This window comes from Noviherbaspirillum pedocola, from assembly GCF_016632335.1.
GTDB lineage: Bacteria > Pseudomonadota > Gammaproteobacteria > Burkholderiales > Burkholderiaceae_D > Noviherbaspirillum_A > Noviherbaspirillum_A pedocola.
On sequence record NZ_JAEPBG010000061.1, the window covers coordinates 1 to 2951 of the forward strand.

Annotated in this window: 2 protein-coding genes; both read right to left on the reverse strand. The window is 54.0% G+C overall.

Annotation, left to right across the window (positions count from 1 at the left end):
• Window positions 1–119: 119 nt before the first annotated feature.
• The gene (locus tag JJB74_RS32835) at window positions 120–830 is read right to left on the reverse strand and encodes an ABC transporter substrate-binding protein (RefSeq protein WP_200598748.1); all 711 of its coding nucleotides are present in this window, start codon (window positions 828–830) and stop codon (window positions 120–122) included.
• A gap of 383 nt (window positions 831–1213) precedes the next feature.
• The gene (locus JJB74_RS32840) at window positions 1214–2803 is read right to left on the reverse strand and encodes an AMP-binding protein (protein ID WP_200598749.1); all 1590 of its coding nucleotides are present in this window, start codon (window positions 2801–2803) and stop codon (window positions 1214–1216) included.
• Between the last annotated feature and the right edge of the window lie 148 nt (window positions 2804–2951).

Below are 2951 nucleotides of genomic sequence, written 5' to 3' on the forward strand. Positions count from 1 at the left end.
CCCTGCGCCAATACCAGCTTGACGGCTTCAGCCCGGAACTCCGGTGTGTATGTCTTTGTCTGCATTCTGCTTTCTCCCTTTGATCAGTTTATCAAACGGGAGTGTCCGAAAAAGTCAGGCTACCTCACGACGACGTTGGCGCCGCTAGACTGCATCTGGACAATCTGCGAATCGATCTGCGGATCCGAAACTTCATACGAGGTTTCGAAGACTAGCATCTCTTTCGCCTTATCTCCTAGACCTGCTTTGAGCCCCCTAAGCAGATCTTTGCCGAAGTCATCGTTCTGATAGAGCACGGCGATCTTAGCGTTGGGCTTGGTTTTGAGGATGTTTTGCGCGTAAAGGCGCCCCTCGACTTCATAGCTAGGCAAAAACGGAACAGTCCACGGATTGTCCTTGGGGTTGTTAAATTTCGAGGTTCCAACGCTAGCAAACAGGTTGGGAACCTTTTTCGCATTCACATAGCGGTTGATCGCCGAATTGGGGCCGCTGCCGAGCATCGCGAACAAGCCCAACACTTCATCCTGTTCAACCAAGCGACGAGCCAACTCCACGGTTTTCGGCGGCGAGTATTGATCGTCATAGGAAAGGAAATTGATGGTACGGCCATTAATGCCGTTACGCTCGTTTAGCATTTTGAAATAACCACTGATCACCTTGCCCTGCACGCCGTAGACCGACGCTGGGCCACTGTACGGCATGGAATTACCGATCTTGACTTCCGTATTGGACGCGCCTTTGTCGTATTTGGCCTGTGCATGCGCAGCGGTGGACAAGGTGGATGCACACAATGCACAGGCTAAAAGCAGCTTGACTGCATGAATGGGCATAACGGTCTCCTTCATTTAAGAACACATCGATTTGTGAAGCTTGGAACTATGAAAAACTTTGGCTAGCCAGCACGCATTGCAGCGCAGCGAAACGCCAAAGAGTGCGGGGGGGCGATACCCTCGCGACAAATCGCCTTTACTTGCACTTTCTGTAGCTAAACGTTATTCATCCACCTGCTCAGCTTGTCCATCTGTATGTGTTCAGGTGTCTTCCTTTTTGGTGCGGCGTATTGTCAGCCAACCGGCCTTGCTGCTTTTGGCAGACAGGCGCTCGATACTCCGCGTGTGGCCGCGTCTTGCAAGACGATGAAGCAGCCGAAGTTCCGCGTCACAAATACCGGAGTCCGACGCAACTGATGCGTTCTTTAACGATTTGAGTGAGATCAGGCCTTGACGTCGATCGGTTTGCCAGAAATTTGGACCCTCTGGCACGCGATGCGATCGCGCATCGCTTTCTTATCCAGCTTTCCCAGTCCAGTCATAGGTAGCGCATCGACGAATTCAACCGCTTTGGGCGCGTAGACCGATCCTTTGCGGTTCTTGACCATTTCGATGATTTCCTCGGCGGTTGTTTGCTGACCAGCGCGCAGGACGACGAGCGCATGCACTGATTCGCCCCATTTCGGATCGGGAATGCCGATCACTGCGTTTGAGGCCACCGCGGGATGCCCACTGATGACATCTTCCACTTCGCGCGGGTAGACGTTAAATCCGCCGGTGATGACCATGTCTTTCGAGCGGTCGACGATGTAAAGAAATCCATCGGCATCGCGGCGTGCAAGGTCGCCGGTGTGCATCCACCCATTGCGAAAGACTTGGTCAGTCTCTTCCGGTTTGTTCCAGTACCGTGCCATCACAAGTGGGCTGCGTACGCAGATTTCACCGACGTCGCCATCTGCCACCGGATTGTCGTTAGAATCAAGCAGGCGGATCATGTTTCCCGCCACCGGCACGCCGCATGACATCAGGCGATGCGGATACCTGTCGGGATCGTGATCCTTCTTTCGCAACACCGTAATCGCCATCGGCACTTCAGTCTGGCCATACAGCTGCATGAATACCGGACCAAACACGCGTATGCCTTCGGTAAGGCGCGTCGGATTCATCGGCGCGGCGCCATAAACGATCAGCTCAAGGCTATCGATTTTGGCATGGCGCAGTTCAGGATGGTCGAGCAGCACGTACAGCATCGTCGGCACCAAAAACGTGGCGGTTATCCGATGTATTGCGACGATTTGAAAAAACTTCTCGGGACTGAATCCTTTGTTCATGACAAAGGTGCCGGAGCGCAGCAGTACCGGCAGGATGATGGAGCCTGACGCATGGGAAATTGGCGTCATGGCCAGGAAACGGGTTTCTCCGGGCCAGTCCCAGTCGGCCATTTCGAGGAGCACCGATGCGACAGTCACCCGATGCGTATGCACCACGCCTTTCGATTTGCCAGTGGTGCCGCCGGTGTAGAACATCATGCTCAACGTGTTTTGCTGCGCCTGCGGCACCAAGGCACGCGGCGAGAACTGGGCAGCTACTTCAAGGATGTCCTCGCCGAAGTCGTTCGGTCCGAAGCTCATGACCTGCCGTATGGTAGGCACACGTTGGCGCATGGCTTTTGCTCTGGCGGCGAACATGTCGGGATCGACAAACAGTGTCGTCGCACCTGAGTCGGCCATCATGTAGACATGGTCGTCTTCCGAGGAGGTCGGGTTGATCGCCACGACACACAACCCCATCATATAGGCTGCGGCAGTCACGATGAACACTTCGGTCCGGTTCGGAGAAAGCGTGGCAATGATATCGCCCTTCCTTACTCCACGAGCATCCAGCGCTTGGATGAAGCAGCTCAATTGTTTGCCGAACTCGCGATAGGTAATCTGTCGGTCGTCCTGGATGAATGCAATCCGGTCGCCTCCGCGCTCGATGGCGCTCATTACCAGATCACCCGCGCTACAATGTGTAAACAGATTATTGTCCATGGATCCACTCATCCTTCATCTCTAAGAGCCTATTCCAGTAGGGATAAGAATTGAAGTAATGCTTGTCCAAGCCAGTGTTTTTGATGGAGGACATCATGGGCATGGTCAAGCAGGACGACGGATGGCGCTTGCCGGATGAATTATGGGA